Consider the following 14,440-nt stretch of genomic DNA (forward strand, 5'->3'; position numbering starts at 1 on the left):
TGGTGCTTTTTCGGACGAGTAAAGGCGGTATTGTACGCGGGACACTGACGGAGCCTCACTGTCGTGTGTGACCAGCTTGCATGAGCAACCGACACTTAGTGACACTTTCCGCCAAGCGCACGAGTTACTCTTGACCTTGATCCCACATTAATCAAACATCGAGCAAGCACATGCAGATGCAACGACAGGGGAAGATTGGCGCGGATGTGCAGATCGACTCAATCTATGACGTATTGGCCAAGTGTGACCTACGGCCTCGGGAAAGAGATTCGAAATATTCCGTGGTTCTCGTGCTAATTCCAGCGATGATTATTTTCCTGATCTTGATAACAGCGCTGATATGCAAATCGATCCACAATAGCGTCTGGTTTCGCGCAATTGCGCTAATAGCAATTGCCAGCGCGATGATCGCTTATTGCGCAGGAATGCTACGCCAGTACGCATTGTCAAAACGTCGCAAGAACACTGGCGAGGAACTAAGGATTCACGCAGAGCATGATGTTTCGAACGTCGCAAGGCTCGCATACTTCTCGCGAGGGGAGTTGGAGGATGCGCAGGCAGCGATTCGATTAACAATTGTGAAGTCCAGCGGCATATCGGATTTCTCGATTTTTAGCGGCCTTATTGCGGCGATTTCGGTTTTCTCGACCGCCCTGCTGGACTCGCTCAAACCGGAAGGTCCGTATTTGTCTTATGTCGTGATCGTCATAATTTCGGCGGTACTGAGTTCTCTTGCCATGTGGGTGTCAGCAAGTAGATCTTCTTTGCGAGCACATTACTATCTCTCCCTTCTTGAACTCGCATTGAATCGTTTCCAAAAACGCTAGAAATAGGCGATGTAGGCGGAGCATCTGCTTGCTCCGCCTACGCCCGCTCGTTCTACTCCACCGCCTTCATCATCTCCTCGACCACCTTCTTCGCGTCCCCAAAAACCATCATCGTCTTGTCCATATAGAACAGTTCGTTATCGAGTCCGGCATACCCCGCCGCCATCGACCGTTTGTTCACGATGATCGTCCTTGCCTTATACGCTTCGAGAATCGGCATTCCCGCGATCGGAGATTTCGGATCGGTCTTCGCAGCCGGATTCACCACGTCGTTCGCGCCGAGCACGAGCACCACATCCGTCTGGCCGAACTCGCTGTTGATATCCTCCATCTCCTGAACCATCTCGTAGGGCACTTCCGCTTCCGCCAGCAGCACGTTCATATGCCCCGGCATGCGCCCCGCGACGGGATGAATCGCGTACCGCACGTCGATGCCTTTCTCGACGAGCTTGTCCGTCAGTTCCTTCAACGCATGCTGCGCGCGCGCGACCGCAAGCCCGTAACCCGGCACGATCACCACGCTTTCGGCGTTGCCGAGCATGAACGCGGCGTCATCGGCGGAACCGGATTTGACGGGACGCTGCTCCGCCGATCCACCCGCCGTCGCGCCGCCCGCCTCGCCGCCGAAGCCGCCGAGAATCACGTTGAAGAACGAGCGGTTCATCGCGCGGCACATGATGTACGAGAGAATCGCGCCCGACGATCCCACGAGCGAGCCGGCGATGATCAGCATCGGATTGTTCAGCGAGAAGCCGATGCCCGCCGCCGCCCAGCCCGAGTACGAGTTCAGCATCGACACGACCACCGGCATGTCCGCGCCGCCGATCGGGATGATGATGAGCACGCCCAGCGCGAACGCGATGATCGTCATGATGATGAACGGCAGCCACGATTCGGTGAGCATGAAGATCACGCCGAAGCCGATCATCGCGATGGCGAGCAGCAGGTTGATCAGATGCTGTCCCGAGTACACGACCGGCGCGCCCTGAAAGAGCCGGAACTTGTACTTGCCCGAGAGCTTGCCGAACGCGATGACGGAGCCCGAAAACGTGATCGCCCCGACGAACGTGCCGATGAACAACTCGACACGATTGCCATACGGAATCGGCTCGCCAAGCGGCGCGAGTCCGAACGCCGCCGGCTCCGCAACCACGCCGTACGCAATGCACACAGCCGCGAGACCGATCAGCGAGTGCATCGCCGCGACGAGCTCGGGCATCTTCGTCATCTCGACTTTCGCCGCGATATACGCGCCCGCGCCGCCGCCCACGATCAGCGCGACGAACAGCAGCGACAGCCCGAGCGCGAGATTCGCTTCGAGAAACGCGGCCTGCTTCACGATCAGCGCGAGCGTGGTGAGAATGGCGATCGCCATGCCCGCCATGCCGAACGTATTGCCGATGCGCGCGGTCTTCGGATTCGACAAGCCCTTCAGCGCCTGAATGAAGCACACCGAAGCGACGAGATAAAGGAGAGTAACGACGTTCATGCTCATTTACGCGCCCTCCTTGCTCGTGATCTTCTTGGGCTCTTTCTTCTTGAACATCTCCAGCATTCGCCGCGTGACGAGAAAGCCGCCGAACACGTTCACCGCCGCGAGCAGCACCGCGAGCGTGCCGAAGAACTTGCCCGCCGCGCCGACCGTCAGGCCGACAGCCAGCATCGCGCCGACAATCACGATCGCCGATATCGCGTTGGTCACGGCCATCAGCGGCGTATGCAGCGCGGGCGTGACGTTCCACACGACGTGATAGCCGACGTAAATGGCCAGCACGAAGATGATGAGGTTGATCACCGTGTGATTGATGACATCCATGTGCGTCTCCGTGTTCAGGCCGTGGCGCGGGCGAGTTGTCCATCGCGGCACTGGAGCGTGGCCGCGACGATATCGTCCGCGAGATCGATGTTGAGCGTGCCTTCCTTCGTGATGATGAGCTTCAGGAAGTCGAGCAGATTGCGAGCGTAGAGCGCGGAGGCATCGGCACCGACCATCGACGCGAGATTCGTATGGCCGACGATATGCACGCCGTGCTTCATCACTACCGTGTCGACTTCGGTGAGCGGACAATTGCCGCCTTTCCTGCCCTCGAATTCGGGACCGCGCCCGGCGGCGAGGTCGACGATCACGGAGCCTGGCTTCATGTGCTTCACCGTTTCGACGGAGATCAGCGTCGGCGCGGGACGGCCCGGGATCAGCGCGGTCGAGATGACGATGTCCGCCGCCTTCGCACGTTCGTGCACCTGCGCCGATTGCCGCGCGAGCCAGCTTGCCGGCATCGGGCGCGCGTACCCGCCGACGCCGACCGCGGCCTCGCGCTCCTCGTCGGTTTCGAACGGCACGTCGACGAACTTCGCCCCGAGCGATTCGATCTGCTCCTTCACCGCCGGCCGCACATCCGACGCTTCGACGACCGCGCCGAGACGCTTGGCCGTCGCAATCGCCTGAAGTCCCGCGACGCCCGCGCCGAGCACGAGCACGCGCGCGGCTTTCACGGTGCCGGCGGCGGTCATCAGCATCGGCATGAAGCGCTGGTAATACTGGCAGGCCATCAGAACGGCCTTGTATCCGGCGATGTTCGCCTGCGACGAAAGCACGTCGAGGCTTTGCGCGCGCGTCGTGCGCGGCGCGGCTTCGAGCGCGAACGCCGTGACGCCGGCGGCGGCGAGCCGCGCGGTGTTCTCGGTATTGAACGGATCCAGCATGCCGATGAGTACGGCGCCGGGTTTCATTAGCGCCAGTTCCTCGGCGGAAGGCGACTGGACCTTGAGGACGATCTCGGCGGAAAAGGCCGTCGCGGCATCGACGAGATCGGCGCCCGCTTGCGCGAACGCATCGTCGATATAACTTGCCGGCAAGCCCGCGCCGCTCTGCACCGAAACTCGATGTCCTTGCGTCACGAGCTTTTTGACCGTTTCGGGCGTGGCGGCGACGCGCGCCTCATTCGCCCGCGTTTCAGCAGGCACTCCAATATGCATCTTTTGATCCTCCTGTCTTGATTGCCTCCTTCACCCGGGCAAGGTTTAGGAAGGCTTAAGGCTGAGTTTTTTATTTCAAATGCTGGAATGGACGGCTATCGCAACTGTAACCGAAGAATGCGCGCGCAAGAATCCGATCCGGCACCGGTTATGCATCAAGCGCCGTCAGCGCTTTCCCTTAGGACATCCGCGCGGGATCGTCGCCGGGACGGTAAAATACTCGCCATGAAATCAGATACTTGGGCCCCCCATGTGACGGTGGCGGCGATCGTCGAGCGCGACGGGCGCTTTCTCGTCATCGAAGAGCACACGTCGGCAGGGCTGCGAATCAACCAACCGGCCGGTCATCTCGAAGCGGGCGAAACCCTCGTCGAAGCGGTCATCCGCGAGACGCTCGAGGAAACGGCGCATCGCTTCGAGCCGGCAGCGCTCGTCGGCGCCTATATGACGCACTTCGCGCGGCCGGGGCGCGACGTCACGTATCTGCGCTTCACGTTTTGCGGCAAGTCGACGGGAGAAGAGTCCGGGCGTTCGCTCGACGAAGGCATCGTGCGCGCGATGTGGCTCACCGCCGACGAACTGCGCGCGTGCGCCGACCGTCACCGGACGCCGCTCGTGATGAAGTGTGTCGACGATTACTTAAGCGGGCGGCGCGTGCCGCTCGATTTCATTCATACGCATTCGGTCGCGCCGGTGGTGCGGGCGTGATACTCCTATGAGCAAGCAGAAAGTGGTGGTGGGCATGTCGGGCGGCGTCGATTCGTCGGTGACGGCATGGCTTCTGAAGGAACAGGGCTACGACGTCGTCGGCCTCTTCATGAAGAACTGGGAAGACGACGACGACGGTGAATACTGCTCGACGCGCCAGGACTGGATCGACGTGGTGTCGGTCGCTGATCTGATCGGCATCGACGTGGAAGCCGTGAACTTCGCCGCCGAATACAAGGACCGCGTGTTCGCGGAGTTCCTGCGCGAGTATTCGGCGGGCCGCACGCCCAATCCGGACGTGCTCTGCAACGCCGAAATCAAGTTCAAGGCGTTCCTCGATCACGCGATGTCGCTCGGCGCGGAAACCATCGCGACGGGCCATTACGCGCGCGTGCGCGAACGCAACGGCCTGTTCGAGCTTCTCAAGGCCACCGATTCGACCAAGGATCAGTCGTACTTCCTGCATCGGCTGAATCAGGCGCAATTGTCGAAGACTCTTTTCCCGCTCGGCGAAATCCCGAAAACGAAAGTGCGCGAGATCGCCGCGCAGATCGGCCTGCCGAACGCGAAGAAGAAGGATTCGACCGGCATCTGCTTCATCGGCGAACGGCCGTTCCGCGAATTCCTGAACCGCTATCTGCCGACCAAGCCCGGTCCGATGAAGACGCCGGACGGCAAGACGGTCGGCGAGCATATCGGGCTCGCGTTCTATACGTTCGGGCAGCGCAAGGGCATCGGCATCGGCGGCGCAAAGGATGGCAGCGGCGAGCCGTGGTTCGTCGCGGGCAAGGACATGACGACGAACACGCTCTATGTCGTGCAAGGCCACGATCATCCGTGGCTTCTGTCGCCGACGCTCGTCGCCGGCAACACGAGCTGGGTCGCCGGTTTTGCGCCGGAAGAGGGCGCGGCGTGCGGCGCGAAGACGCGCTATCGGCAGCAGGATGCCGCGTGCCGTTTTGCGCGCGACGACGACGGCCGTTTCGCGCTGCATTTCGACGACGCGCAGTGGGCCGTGACGCCGGGCCAATCCGCCGTGCTATATCAGGGCGATGTGTGTCTCGGCGGCGGCATCATCGAGCATGCGGGCGCTGGACAGGAGTCGCTGCAAACGCTCGCGCTTTCCGCCGCGCGTTAAACATCGCGAGTAACGTCCTTCGACGACGAGCCCCGGTATCAACCGGGGCTTTTTTCTCAATGGGTCCGATAAAAGCTTTTTTGATACAAGCGCTTGACCGTCTATCTAGTGGTAGATAAATTACGCACATCAGACGCAGGGATAATTTCGCCAATGGATAAAAACACCGTACGCGAGGCGCTGCTGAACCATGCGCAGACGCTTCTGATGACGCGCGGCTACAACGGATTCAGCTACCGCGACCTGTCCGATCTGGTCGGCGTGAAGACTTCCAGCATCCATTACTACTTTCCGACGAAGGAAGATCTCGCGCTGGAAGCGGTGAACGCGTACAGCGCGGACGTGATGTCATCGATCTATGCGATCGACAGCTCCGCTCCCGCCGACAAGAAACTCGACCGCTATGCGAAGCTGTTCGGGCGGATCGTCGGTGGCGGCAATCAGATTTGCCTGTGCGGGATGCTCGCGTCGGATCTCGAATCGCTGCCGGAGAAGGTGCGGCACGCGGTGCAGTCGTTCTACAAGGCCAACGAGAACTGGCTCGCGAAAGTGCTTGCCGAGGGCGAAACGCAAGACACGCTCGATGCGGGCGGCAAACCTGAGGCTGCCGCCCGAACTTTGTATGCGGCGTTTCAGGGAAGTTTGCTTGCCTGTCGATTGTTTCAGACGCGGGCCCGGCTGGACGAAGTCGCGGACGCGTTCAGGCGGTAGACAAGGCTGTGGATAACCCTGTGAAAAACGCGTGGATTAGCGTTTAAATGTCTATCGTTGAGTAGATAGATTTTGGCGGCGAAAAGCAGTTTTGGCCCCTGCGCCCCGCGCGTACCTTTTTGAGTCGCCATTCTTCCGAGAAAATCGGGCAAAAGATTCTCGCAATGTAGACGGAACACAGCAGGCGAAGCCGTCTATCTACCTAGTAGTAGATGGAATTTGAAAACGCGCCGCCGCCCTTGAGGACGGCGGTGATATCGATCAGACCGGCGCTGTATCGATGAAAGACTGGCGTTGCGAGATGCGCGCGTAGTACTTGTCGAGATTGGGATGCGCGTCACGCCAGTTCAGTTCGGGCATGCGGAAATCGAGATAGCCGAGCGCGCAGCCGCACGCGATATCGGCCAGCGTGAAGCGGTTCGCCGAACACCATTGCTTCGAGCCGATTCCGCGCGCCATTGCGCGCAGGCCGTCGTCGACCTTATGCCGCTGGCGCGTTACCCACTGTTCGCTCCGATGCGCCTCCTCACGCAGCACGCCTTCGAGACGGATCAGCACGGCGGCGTCGAGCATGCCGTCGGCCAGCGCTTCCCAGCAACGGACTTCGGTGCGCTCGCGGCGTTCCTGCGGCAGCAGCTTGCCGACGGGCGTAAGCGTGTCCACGTACTCGCAGATGACGCGCGAATCGAACACCGCTTCGCCGTCGTCCAGGATGAGGCACGGCACCTTGCCGAGCGGGTTGTAGTCGTGAATCTTCGAATCGGATGCCCAGACGTTCTCGAGCACCAGTTCGCAGTCGATCTTCTTTTCCGCCATGACGATCCGCACCTTGCGGACGAATGGACTGGGGTGCGAACCGATCAGTTTCATCATCTAATTTTCACGGTTGATTCGAAATGCGGGCGTCGACGATCTTAACCGCGCGCGCACGAACCATCGGCAAATTAGAGATAGCAGCATTCGACAATGTCGCCTGCCGACAACATGAGATGCGCCCGTCGCAACACCGGGCGGCTAGCTCACTGCGCGTTGGCAGTGGTTGCGGCGTGCGTCGACGGACACGGCAGAACCGGCGCGGCAGCCGGCTTCGTGCTCGCGCCGCCTTTGCCCTTCGTCGATGTAGACGGCGCGGCGGCGTTCGTTGTCGGCAAGGAACCGAGGCTGCGCACGCCGGTCGAGATGGCGGAGGCGAGTTCGTCGACCGCCTTGCGATGACCATCGACGAGCGCGTCGTAGCCCGCATCGACGCGTTGCTGCGCGATCGTGCGGCACGTGAGTACGGTATCAGATCCGGCGGCGCGCACGCTCCAGACCGCGTCGATCACGGCTTGCGAGCCCGGCCACGATTCGAAGCGCTGCACGTTCACCTTGACGCGATACACCGGCACCGACTCGGGATGCGGCGTGCCGTAGACGTCGATCGCGCCAAGCTGTTGCGTGAGATCGGCGGACAGCGCGCGCCGCACTTCATCGCCGGGCAGAGACGCCCAGCGTTCCTCTTCGAGCACGCGCACCTGCGCCGGACTCGTCTGCACGACCAACTGATTCTTCGCGACCTGCTGCGGCATGTCGATAGGCGCGAGCTCGATATAAAACGATGCGGGCGCCGACGGCACCGCGCGCGCCTCGCCACCGCCGCCGCCGCCGCCGCTGCCGCCGAGCGTGTAAAAGCGGCTCGTCGGCGAAGCGCAGGCGGCGAGCATCGCGGCCGCGCCCAAGGTCAAGATCAACGAGCCGAACTTCATGGTTTGTCTCCCGATTTTCCGCGCAGGAGCGATTCCGGATGGCGTTCCAGATAGTCCGCGAGCGAGTTGAGCGATTGCAGCGTGCGCGTGAGTTCCTGCAGTGCCTGATGCACGTCCGATTGCAGCGGCGAGTCCGACTGCAGCGTCGACTGCGCCTGGCCAAAGGTCTTCTTCGCCTGCGTGAGCGTGTCGCGCATTTCCGGCAGGACTTCCTTGTCCATCTTGTCGAAGAGCGCGTTCGCGTTCTTGAGCGAGCCGTTCAGGTTCGTGCCGATCTCGTCGAACGGAATCTTGTCGACCTTGCGCGCGATGTCGGCGATCTGCAATTGCAGTTCGTCGAGCGTGTTCGGCACGGTCGGCAGTTCGATCGGATCGTTGCTCGCGTTCACCTGCGCGGCCGGCGCCTTCGGGAAGAAGTCGAGCGCGACATACAACTGGCTCGTCAGCAGGTTGCCGGTGCGCAACTGGCCGCGCAGTCCGCGCTTGACGAGCAGTTGCAGCATGTCCTGGCTCGCCGTCGAACCTTGCTCGGGCAGCGCCTGTTTCGCGCGTCTGCCGAGGCGGTCCGGATAGAGATCGATCGTGACCGGCATCATGAACGAATGCGACTTCTGATCGTATTGCACGCCGATGCCCGTCACCTGACCGAGCACGATGCCGCGGAAATCGACCGGCGCGCCGACCGACAAGCCACGCAGCGACTGATTGAAGTTCATCACGACATGCACGGCCTGACCGTCGGGATCGCGCATTGCGTCGGCCTGATCGCCGGCGAGGCGGAAGGTCGCGTTGTTCTGCGCCTGCGGACCGGCTTGCTGATTCTGCGGCGTCTGGAACGCGATGCCGCCGAGCACGACCGTCGCGAGCGATTGTGTGTTGAGCGTGAAGCCGCTCGAATCGAGCCGCAGATCGACGCCGCTCGCATGCCACCAGCGCGAATTGGTGCCGACGTACTGATCGTAAGGCGCGGTCACGAACACCTGGAGCGTGACGCCGGTGCCGTCCTTGTCGAGCGAGAACGCGACGACCTGGCCGACCTGCACGCGCCGGTAATACACCGGGGAGCCGATATCCAGCGAGCCGAGCGATTCGCCGTGCAGCGTGAACGTATGGCCCTTCTGGTCGCCGGTGACGGCGGGCGGCGTTTCCAGGCCGATGAAGTTCGTCTGGTCATCGGTCGACTTGCCGGCATCGACGCCGATATACGCGCCCGAGAGCAATGTCGACAGGCCAGTCACGCCGCTTGCCGCGACGCGCGGGCGCACGACCCAGAAGCGCGTGTCCTTCACGGCGAAATCGGTGGCTTCCTTCGTGAGCTGAACATCGACGAGCACGCGCGCATGATCCTTCGACAACGTGATGGTCTTAACCGTGCCGATATCGACATCCTTGAACTTCACTTTGGTCTTGCCGGGCTCGAGACCTTCCGCCGAGACAAAGCTGATGGTCACGGTCGGGCCGCGGCTCGACACCGTCTTCACGACGAGAATCACGCCGATCAGCGCCGCCACGAGCGGAATGACCCACACGAGCGAGGGCAGCCAGCGGCTGCGCGGTTCGATCACGGGCTCAGGCAGGTTCGGCGGCAGGCCGCCGCCGTTGCCGTTCGGACCTTGGGCACTAGTCATGTTTCTTTCCTGACGGTTCGATGTTGTCCCACATGAGGCGCGGGTCAAATTGCATGGATGCGATCATCGTCAGCACGACGACCGACGCAAACGCGAGCGCGCCCGGCCCCGGCGTGATGACGGCGAGCGACTTGAAGCGCACGAGCGCGATGGTGAGCGTGATGACGAAAACATCGAGCATCGACCAGCGGCCGATGCCCTCGACGATGCGAAAGAGCGTCGTGCGCTGGCGCGGCTGCCAGCTCGAGCGCCGCTGCACGCTGATGGTGAGAAAGCCGAGCGTCACGAGCTTGAGCATCGGCACGAGAATGCTGGCGACGAAAATGACGATCGCAAGCGGATAGTCGCCGTCGTTCCAGAAGAGCGCGACGCCGCTCATGATGGTGTCGTCCTCGGAACCGAGAATCGACGACGTATGCATGATCGGAAACAGGTTCGCCGGAATGTAGAGAATGGCCGCGCTGATGAGCAGCGCCCACGTCCGCGCGATGCTGTCCGGATGACGCCTGTGCACGATCGCATTGCAACGCGTGCAGCGCTGCTTCTCGATGGTGTGCGCGAGCGGCTGCACGAGCCCGCACGCATGACAAGAAACGACATTCGCGCGCGATGCCGTGACGAAGTGCGTTTCGCGCGCTGCTTCGCCGGTATTCGGATCGATGGAGTCACTCACGATTTCTGCCTCGCGCCGGTTGCGATGCGTTTCGATTCGCGCGGACCGAGCCGGCTGGCGATATCCCACAGCGCACGCGGATCGAAGCTCACGACGACCGCGAACATCAGTGTCAGCGCGCCGAACGCGAAGAGCGCGGCTTCGGGAATCACCCGCGCGATGCTCACCATCTTCACGAGCGTAACGAGCACGCCAAGCATGAAGACTTCGATCATGCCCCACGGCCGCACGAACTGAATGCCGCGCAGCAGCGCGTTGAAGCCCGGCGGCACGTAGCCCGAACGCAGCGGCAGCAGTACGTAGAGCAGTGCGAGCAGTTCGCACAACGGAAACAGGATGGTCGAGCAGAAGACGAGCACCGCCATGATTTCCATCCGCTCGCTCCACAGCGCGACGATTGCGCCGATGAGCGTGGTCTCCGACGTGAGCCCATTAGCGTCCAGCTCGACGATCGGAAAGCCCTGCGCGATCACGAACGTGACGAGCGCGGCGAGCGTCATTGCGCAGATCTTGTCGAGATTCGACGAGATGCTTTTGTAAAGCAGCGATCCGCAGCGCGGACATTTCGCCGATGTGTGCTGAGGCAGCGCACGTTTATGGAAGAGCGCGTCGCATTCGTGACACGCGATGAGGTCATCCGGTTCGTTCGCGTTCATGGTCGAGGCCCGAGGCTTGTCGAGCGTATTGGTCGGGCGCCGCGAGGACCGGCTCCGACGGAGCTTAGCAAACAGCGGGCCAGCGAATTTGGTAGCAGCATGGTATCAAATGGCGAGTCTGCGGCGGATCAGGCAGGATGCTTCTTTACGCGCGGAATGAAATCGCGGGCCCGCTCGTTAATACTTCAATGCCGGAATCCGTCGCGGTCCACGCCGCTTCTTCGCGCCTTCATCGACCGTTGCACGCGTGAAATAGTTCGTTGCATTCGCGGCACGCAAGGCATCGGCAACGCAGCCGAAAAGCCCGCAAAGCCTTGCCGGGACTGGGTTTGCCAACTCGGTGCGAGCCATTTTGCGCACGCTGGCAATTCGTTATCGTTGAGGTAGCATGGCGGCCTTGAATCCTCGTCGTCGATGAGCGGCGGGCCGGCACTATCGAACATGGGTGGAAACAGTATGGAAAGCACCGCAAGCATCGCGGCGACGACGCCGGCGCAACGTTACAGCGCCACCGCGATCGGCCTGCACTGGCTGATCGCATTGTTGATCGTGTGCGGCTTCTGGCTCGGCTGGATCATGACCGACATTCCAGGCTTCACGCCGACGAAGCTCAAATACTTCTCGTGGCACAAGTGGATCGGCGTGACGGTGTTCGCGCTCGCGCTCCTGCGCGTTATCTGGCGCGCCACGCATCGGGCGCCGCCGATGCCCGAAGGCATGCCGCGCTGGCAGCAGGGCGCGGCCCATCTCACGCACTTCCTGCTTTATGCGCTGATGCTCGTAATTCCCGTGTCGGGATATCTCTACAGTTCGGCGGCGGGCATTCAGGTGGTGTATCTCGGCGTGCTGCCGCTGCCGACGATCATCGGCCCGGACAAGGCGTTGAAGGCGACGCTGCGTATCGTGCATGTCGCGTTGAACTATACGTTGCTGGTCTTCGTCGCGATGCACGTGCTCGCTGCGCTCAAGCATCATTTCGTCGATCGCGACGGCCTGCTCGGCCGCATGCTGCCGTTTCTCAAGTAAGTGCGCTGTATTGTTTCCTCGCCGTTGGCAGGACGTTTCCCGGCGGCTGATTGTTATCGCGTTCTTATGATTTCCAATACCGGTTTGTTCGATCGAACCGTTTGAATAGGGCACACATGAAAGTGAAACTCAATCGTTGGATGCTGGCCGGGGCGGCTTCGCTCCCGTTCGTCGCGCTCGCGCATGCGCAGGTGGACATGAGCAAGAGCACGGTGACTGCCACCTCGAAGCAAATGAACGTGCCCACCGACGGCAAGTTCAACAAGTTCAGCGCGCAGATCGCATTCGATCCGGCCAAGCCGACGGCGGGCACGGCGAACATCACCATCGACACCGGCAGCTACGATCTCGGCGACGACGACTACAACAAGCAGGTGCGCGGTGCGGAATGGTTCGATGCGGCCAAGTATCCGAACGCGACGTTCGTTTCCAGCGCGATCGCGCCAGCGGGCGGCAACAAGTACAACGTGACCGGCAAGATCACGATCAAGGGCAAATCGCAGACGGTCACGGTTCCGGTTACGGTGACGCAGCAGGGCGCGACGGAAACCTTCGACGGCGCGCTGCCGATCAAGCGCACTCAGTTCGATGTCGGAATGGGAGAATGGAAGGATACGTCCATCGTCGCCGACGACGTCGTCATCAAGTTTCACATCGTCGCCGCGAAGAAGTGAGCGGCGCTTTTGTCACACGACGCATTTTCAGCGTAATGGATTACTTTGGTTAGTCAGGAGAAGAACTTGAAAAAGCTTTCGATCATTGCAGCGGGCACGCTCGCGCTCGGCATGTCCTTCGGCGCATTCGCCGCCGACACGTACACGCTCGACCCGAATCACACCTATCCGAGCTTCGAGGCCGACCACTTCGGCGGCGTGTCGACGTGGCGCGGCAAGTTCAACAAGAGCAGCGGCGACGTTACGCTCGATCGCGCGGCGAAGACGGGCACGGTCAACGTGACGATCGACATCGCTTCGGTCAACACGGGCAATGCAAAGCTGGACGAGCATCTGCAGAAAGCCGAGTTCTTCGACGTCGCGAAGTATCCGACGGCCGAGTACAAGGGCACGTCGATCAAGTTCAACGGCGACACGCCGAGCGAAGTGGTCGGCACGTTGACGATGCACGGCGTCACGAAGCCGCTCAATCTGAAGATCGACAGCTTCAAGTGCTTCGTGAACCCGATGATGAAGAAGGAAGTGTGCGGCGTCGAAGCGACGGCGACCTTCGATCGCGGCGACTTCGGCATGGATTACGGCAAGTCGTATGGTTTCAGCCTGAAGACGGTGCTGCATATTCAGGCTGAGGGCGTGAAGCAGTAAGTCCCGACGCCTCGAAAGCAAAGCGGCCGGTCTGTGAAGACCGGCCGCTTTTTTACGCCCTTACGAAATGCGCGACGCTCAGACCTGCGCGCCCGCATTGGGATCGTTCGGATCGTACTTGTCCTTCTTGTCCTTCACGAGATCTTCACGCTTCACGCCGAACCACATCGCGAGCGCCGCTGCGACGAACACCGACGAATAGATACCGAACAGAATACCGACGGTCAGCGCCAGCGCGAAGTAATGCAGCGTCGGGCCGCCGAAGAAGAACATCGACAGCACCATCATTTCCGTACAACCGTGCGTGATGATGGTTCGCGACATGGTGCTCGTGATTGCGTGATCGATCACTTCCATCACCGTCATCTTGCGCTGCTTGCGGAAGGTTTCGCGGATACGGTCGAAGATGACCACCGACTCGTTCACCGAATAGCCGAGCACCGCGAGAATCGCCGCCAGCACCGACAGCGAGAACTCCCACTGAAAGAACGCGAAGAAGCCGAGAATGATCACCACGTCGTGCAAGTTCGCGATGATGCCCGCCACCGCGTACTTCCATTCGAAGCGGAACGACAGATAAATCACGATGCCAATCACCACGCACGCGAGCGCGAGCAGGCCGTTCGTCACGAGTTCCTTGCCGACCTGCGGACCGACGAACTCGACGCGCTGCAGCTTCACGTCGGCGCTGTCGGCCTTGAGCGCGGTCATCACCTGATCGCTCTGCTGCGCCGACGTCAAACCTTGCTTGAGCGGCAGGCGAATCAGCACGTCCTGCGACGTGCCGAAGTTCTGCACCTGCGCATCAGCATAACCGAGTCTGGCCATCGACGCGCGCACCGGTTCGAGCTGCGCGGCCTGCGGATACTGCACCTCGACGACCGTGCCGCCGGTGAACTCCACCGACAGATGCAGCCCGCGATGCACGAGGAAAAATACGGCCACGAGAAACGTCACGAGCGAAATCACGTTGAAGATCAACGCGCGCTCCATGAACGGCAAATCGCGGCGAATGCGGAAGAATTCCATTGTC

Annotated in this window: 16 protein-coding genes; 7 read left to right on the forward strand and 9 right to left on the reverse strand. The window is 61.2% G+C overall.

Annotation, left to right across the window (positions count from 1 at the left end):
• The first annotated feature begins 170 nt into the window (after positions 1 to 170).
• On the forward strand, positions 171 to 827 hold the full coding sequence (locus tag AWB77_RS03405; protein WP_061132934.1) for a hypothetical protein: 657 nt from the start codon (positions 171 to 173) through the stop codon (positions 825 to 827).
• Between the two features lie 52 nt (positions 828 to 879).
• On the opposite strand, the gene AWB77_RS03410 is transcribed toward AWB77_RS03405, so the two are convergent.
• The 3 genes from AWB77_RS03410 to AWB77_RS03420 are packed head-to-tail and all read right to left on the reverse strand — an operon-like array spanning position 880 to position 3,803.
• Entirely contained in the window at positions 880 to 2,322 is a 1,443-nt protein-coding gene (locus AWB77_RS03410; RefSeq protein WP_061132935.1) for an NAD(P)(+) transhydrogenase (Re/Si-specific) subunit beta, read from the reverse strand.
• Positions 2,323 to 2,643 (reverse strand): NAD(P) transhydrogenase subunit alpha part 2, encoded by a 321-nt coding sequence (locus tag AWB77_RS03415; RefSeq protein ID WP_008351539.1) that lies wholly within the window; start codon positions 2,641 to 2,643, stop codon positions 2,323 to 2,325. It abuts the gene before it with no gap.
• A gap of 14 nt (positions 2,644 to 2,657) precedes the next feature.
• Positions 2,658 to 3,803, reverse strand: a complete 1,146-nt coding sequence (locus AWB77_RS03420; protein WP_061132936.1) for a Re/Si-specific NAD(P)(+) transhydrogenase subunit alpha — start codon at positions 3,801 to 3,803, stop codon at positions 2,658 to 2,660.
• Between the two features lie 225 nt (positions 3,804 to 4,028).
• Here AWB77_RS03420 and AWB77_RS03425 point away from each other — a divergent pair, with 225 nt between their 5' ends.
• The 3 genes from AWB77_RS03425 (at position 4,029) to AWB77_RS03435 (ending at position 6,360) form a co-directional block, all read left to right on the forward strand.
• Complete coding sequence (locus tag AWB77_RS03425; protein ID WP_061132937.1) at positions 4,029 to 4,511, forward strand: NUDIX hydrolase; 483 nt, start codon at positions 4,029 to 4,031, stop codon at positions 4,509 to 4,511.
• Positions 4,512 to 4,518: 7 nt separating this feature from the next.
• The gene (mnmA, locus tag AWB77_RS03430; protein ID WP_061132938.1) at positions 4,519 to 5,649 is read left to right on the forward strand and encodes a tRNA 2-thiouridine(34) synthase MnmA; all 1,131 of its coding nucleotides are present in this window, start codon (positions 4,519 to 4,521) and stop codon (positions 5,647 to 5,649) included.
• 153 nt (positions 5,650 to 5,802) lie between these two features.
• Entirely contained in the window at positions 5,803 to 6,360 is a 558-nt protein-coding gene (locus tag AWB77_RS03435) for a TetR/AcrR family transcriptional regulator (protein WP_061132939.1), read from the forward strand.
• 261 nt (positions 6,361 to 6,621) lie between these two features.
• Here the strand turns inward: AWB77_RS03435 and AWB77_RS03440 are convergent, their stop codons facing one another.
• The 5 genes from AWB77_RS03440 to AWB77_RS03460 all read right to left on the reverse strand — a co-directional run bounded on the left by AWB77_RS03440 (position 6,622) and on the right by AWB77_RS03460 (position 11,062).
• A complete protein-coding gene (locus AWB77_RS03440) occupies positions 6,622 to 7,233 on the reverse strand; it encodes a glutathione S-transferase N-terminal domain-containing protein (protein WP_208601486.1) in 612 nt (203 codons plus the stop codon).
• 146 nt (positions 7,234 to 7,379) lie between these two features.
• The gene (locus AWB77_RS03445; RefSeq protein ID WP_061132940.1) at positions 7,380 to 8,105 is read right to left on the reverse strand and encodes a PqiC family protein; all 726 of its coding nucleotides are present in this window, start codon (positions 8,103 to 8,105) and stop codon (positions 7,380 to 7,382) included.
• Entirely contained in the window at positions 8,102 to 9,733 is a 1,632-nt protein-coding gene (locus AWB77_RS03450) for a PqiB family protein (RefSeq protein WP_061132941.1), read from the reverse strand. Before AWB77_RS03450 ends, AWB77_RS03445 begins: the two co-directional genes overlap by 4 nt.
• Positions 9,726 to 10,406, reverse strand: coding sequence for a paraquat-inducible protein A (locus tag AWB77_RS03455; protein ID WP_061132942.1), 681 nt, complete (start codon positions 10,404 to 10,406; stop codon positions 9,726 to 9,728). Before AWB77_RS03455 ends, AWB77_RS03450 begins: the two co-directional genes overlap by 8 nt.
• On the reverse strand, positions 10,403 to 11,062 hold the full coding sequence (locus AWB77_RS03460; protein WP_061132943.1) for a paraquat-inducible protein A: 660 nt from the start codon (positions 11,060 to 11,062) through the stop codon (positions 10,403 to 10,405). The genes AWB77_RS03455 and AWB77_RS03460 overlap by 4 nt, the downstream gene beginning before the upstream one ends.
• A 456-nt stretch (positions 11,063 to 11,518) precedes the next feature.
• Between AWB77_RS03460 and AWB77_RS03465 the strand changes: the two genes are divergently transcribed.
• The 3 genes from AWB77_RS03465 to AWB77_RS03475 all read left to right on the forward strand — a co-directional run bounded on the left by AWB77_RS03465 (position 11,519) and on the right by AWB77_RS03475 (position 13,407).
• Entirely contained in the window at positions 11,519 to 12,088 is a 570-nt protein-coding gene (locus AWB77_RS03465; protein ID WP_061132944.1) for a cytochrome b, read from the forward strand.
• A gap of 116 nt (positions 12,089 to 12,204) precedes the next feature.
• Positions 12,205 to 12,762, forward strand: a complete 558-nt coding sequence (locus tag AWB77_RS03470) for a YceI family protein (protein ID WP_061132945.1) — start codon at positions 12,205 to 12,207, stop codon at positions 12,760 to 12,762.
• Positions 12,763 to 12,828: 66 nt separating this feature from the next.
• Positions 12,829 to 13,407, forward strand: coding sequence for a YceI family protein (locus tag AWB77_RS03475; protein WP_061133155.1), 579 nt, complete (start codon positions 12,829 to 12,831; stop codon positions 13,405 to 13,407).
• A 78-nt stretch (positions 13,408 to 13,485) separates the two neighbouring features.
• Here AWB77_RS03475 and secF read toward each other — a convergent pair whose 3' ends face one another.
• Complete coding sequence (secF, locus tag AWB77_RS03480) at positions 13,486 to 14,436, reverse strand: protein translocase subunit SecF (protein WP_061132946.1); 951 nt, start codon at positions 14,434 to 14,436, stop codon at positions 13,486 to 13,488.
• Positions 14,437 to 14,440: the final 4 nt, after the last annotated feature.

Origin of the sequence: Caballeronia fortuita, assembly GCF_001544835.2 — a bacterium.
In the GTDB taxonomy this organism is placed as follows: domain Bacteria; phylum Pseudomonadota; class Gammaproteobacteria; order Burkholderiales; family Burkholderiaceae; genus Caballeronia; species Caballeronia fortuita.

Excerpts from the sequence above, each read along its gene's own strand:
- AWB77_RS03405 (WP_061132934.1), top strand. The coding sequence starts at position 171 with ATGCAGATGCAACGACAGGGGAAGATTGGCGCGGATGTGCAGATCGAC.
- AWB77_RS03410 (WP_061132935.1), bottom strand. The coding sequence starts at position 2,322 with ATGAGCATGAACGTCGTTACTCTCCTTTATCTCGTCGCTTCGGTGTGC.
- AWB77_RS03415 (WP_008351539.1), bottom strand. The coding sequence starts at position 2,643 with ATGGATGTCATCAATCACACGGTGATCAACCTCATCATCTTCGTGCTG.
- AWB77_RS03420 (WP_061132936.1), bottom strand. The coding sequence starts at position 3,803 with ATGCATATTGGAGTGCCTGCTGAAACGCGGGCGAATGAGGCGCGCGTC.
- AWB77_RS03425 (WP_061132937.1), top strand. The coding sequence starts at position 4,029 with ATGAAATCAGATACTTGGGCCCCCCATGTGACGGTGGCGGCGATCGTC.
- mnmA (WP_061132938.1), top strand. The coding sequence starts at position 4,519 with ATGAGCAAGCAGAAAGTGGTGGTGGGCATGTCGGGCGGCGTCGATTCG.
- AWB77_RS03435 (WP_061132939.1), top strand. The coding sequence starts at position 5,803 with ATGGATAAAAACACCGTACGCGAGGCGCTGCTGAACCATGCGCAGACG.
- AWB77_RS03440 (WP_208601486.1), bottom strand. The coding sequence starts at position 7,233 with ATGATGAAACTGATCGGTTCGCACCCCAGTCCATTCGTCCGCAAGGTG.
- AWB77_RS03445 (WP_061132940.1), bottom strand. The coding sequence starts at position 8,105 with ATGAAGTTCGGCTCGTTGATCTTGACCTTGGGCGCGGCCGCGATGCTC.
- AWB77_RS03450 (WP_061132941.1), bottom strand. The coding sequence starts at position 9,733 with ATGACTAGTGCCCAAGGTCCGAACGGCAACGGCGGCGGCCTGCCGCCG.
- AWB77_RS03460 (WP_061132943.1), bottom strand. The coding sequence starts at position 11,062 with ATGAACGCGAACGAACCGGATGACCTCATCGCGTGTCACGAATGCGAC.
- AWB77_RS03465 (WP_061132944.1), top strand. The coding sequence starts at position 11,519 with ATGGAAAGCACCGCAAGCATCGCGGCGACGACGCCGGCGCAACGTTAC.
- AWB77_RS03470 (WP_061132945.1), top strand. The coding sequence starts at position 12,205 with ATGAAAGTGAAACTCAATCGTTGGATGCTGGCCGGGGCGGCTTCGCTC.
- secF (WP_061132946.1), bottom strand. The coding sequence starts at position 14,436 with ATGGAATTCTTCCGCATTCGCCGCGATTTGCCGTTCATGGAGCGCGCG.